The 2,222-nt window shown below is 51.6% G+C and carries 2 protein-coding genes; one reads left to right on the forward strand and one right to left on the reverse strand.

Annotated elements, in window-relative coordinates; all coding sequences use genetic code 11:
- Positions 1-494: 494 nt before the first annotated feature.
- Positions 495-701, reverse strand: coding sequence for a hypothetical protein (locus tag E8A46_RS00410; RefSeq protein ID WP_291556032.1), 207 nt, complete (start codon positions 699-701; stop codon positions 495-497).
- Positions 702-1,651: 950 nt separating this feature from the next.
- Here E8A46_RS00410 and E8A46_RS00415 point away from each other — a divergent pair.
- Positions 1,652-2,008 carry a phasin family protein gene (locus E8A46_RS00415; RefSeq protein ID WP_291556033.1) on the forward strand — a complete coding sequence of 119 codons (357 nt, stop codon included), beginning with the start codon at positions 1,652-1,654 and terminating at the stop codon, positions 2,006-2,008.
- Positions 2,009-2,222 lie beyond the last annotated feature (214 nt).

Below are 2,222 nucleotides of genomic sequence, written 5' to 3' on the forward strand. Positions count from 1 at the left end.
TCATAAGGATCCGCTGTTCAGCGATGTCACCGAAGAGCGGTTCGATGCGCTACGCGCACATATTTTGCGGCTGGAGCAAGAGGCTGAAGCCGAACGAAAGTAGGCGTGCTGTCATCCGCAGTTGCTTATTGCGGCGAGCACAGCGTCGCCGATGTCCGCTTTTACCCCGAGATTGGACTTTCCGTGGAATGCGTCGTGGTGTCGGGTATCTAGTTCGCTAACGGGCTGGCTCCGGTGCGGACACAGTTTTCTTCATGCACTGGACTTCGACCGACATGTCCTTTTGATATTGTCCGCCGCGAACGCCTTTTAAGTAGTTCTTCAAGTAAAGGTCATTTTGCAAAAATACTTCGCACTCATCCGCGCTGGCATACCGTTGTGGGTAAGCTGGGTGGCATTGTGCCGTTTGTCCCTCGCCAGATGTAAAGCACACGAAGACCATGAAAATAGTCATCGCGGTTCGCCGCCTCATCAACTGATGATCAGAAACATTTTCACGCCACTAACAGCGCCGGAAACATCTCCTCCCATAAGGCTTCGTTTATTTTCGATGAGGCATCGGCAGGCATGCAGGCATTCGTTTCGAACCTATCACCGCATTTCGTGCAGGACCAAAGATTAACAACCAAACGCTCACTTACGAATTCCGACCAATCGGGAGCAATCAGCATCTCACCACATTTGGCACAGATCGTCGTCATGGCGTTCTCCTTTGGTTATTCTTGTTCTCCGCTTCAGTGGGGAGTTTTTGGAATTGCTACAGTCGCTTCTTCAAGGCGGCGATCTGCATTGATACAGATCAAAACCAAGTGTTTTTTGTATCATCGACATATTGCAGCGCAACCTGACTGAGGTGGCGCAGAGGTCGGATTAGGGTCATTCTCGACCGAATCTGGCTATCGGCGTTACTTCCGGTTGACCCCAATAAACAGACATTCTCGGCGGTTCTCCGCAATGTCTGAAATGTGCCAATGGTGGGGTGCCATCGGTCGCTATGATATTTTCCGAGCGCACGATTTCCGCCGAAAGGAGCCGCCGCTGGTCCGGGAAAGAGCGCCTTGTATCCTTCGGCATCTGTGACCGGTCGCCAAGCACTGGTGCTTCGGAGTCGGCGATTGAGCGTCACCATCTTGCAGACCGTGATGGCGCTCTCGTCACAAAAACACGGCCCGCTTGGGCGGGCCGTTTCTGTTAATTACGTGTCGGTGTTGCTTGTTTGGTCGGGCGGCTCTTCGGCATTTCTGTTGTCCTTGCCGGGAGCCTGGCTCCGCTGGCCTTGCGTTTGTTTCTGCTATCCGGGTTGGTTTTGGTTCGTCATGTTGTTTCCTTTCATGGGAACATCATAACAACTGAGAAGAGATCGGTGTCGTTCCGATAAAACAAAAGCGGCAATTCGCGCGTTGCCGCCACTATGTAACGATCAGTCTGACATATTCGGGTTTGCGCTTCCCACTTCATTGTCTCGTCCCGTGATTGCGTCGGGTTGAAAGCGGTTGCTCTGGTGCGACGTGGCCAGCATACTCCCGAGTTCCCAGATCATCATACGAACACACAAGCAACGCCTAACGAACAAGCGGGAACTGCTGTTTTGGAGCAACCATTGGCGACGCGCGCCATTGGTTCACTGTTAAACCAGAGAGGAAAGTCAAAAATGTCGAACCAGAATCCCTCAAATCAGAATTCCGAACACCAACAAAATGGCAAAGAACAGGTCGATACACAGACCACGTCAGCCAACGCCTTTCCGGGCGGCTTTCAAGCGATCGCCACCGCTTACGGCGACTACACAAAGAAATCGTTTGAAGACACAAAATCTTTTGTTGAGAAACTCTCAGGCGTGAAGTCGTTCGAAAAGGCGATTGAAATTCAAACTGAATTCGCGAAGACGGCTTACGAAACATTCGTTACGGAGTCACAGAAGATAGGAGCAATGTACGGTGATCTTGCCAAGCAATCCTACAAACCGTTCGGTGGTTTTGTTGCGAAGATGACCCCGACAAATCGATAAGTCTTATCCCCGCGATGCCAGAACAAAAACACCCTGCTCGTCGCGGGGTTTTTTTTCGATGATCACTCAATTCGTCTAGTTTTCGGATGTTGAATCCCGCCCTCAGTTCCAAGCGGTCAGGCGTCCGGTCTGGGTCAATCGCGTCGATCTTGGCGTGTCCGCGGAATGTCTGGTGATGGGGTAATATCGGAAATGCTGGCTGTCCGGTTTTGCC

Source organism: Bradyrhizobium sp. (assembly GCF_004799445.1).
GTDB lineage: Bacteria > Pseudomonadota > Alphaproteobacteria > Rhizobiales > Xanthobacteraceae > Bradyrhizobium.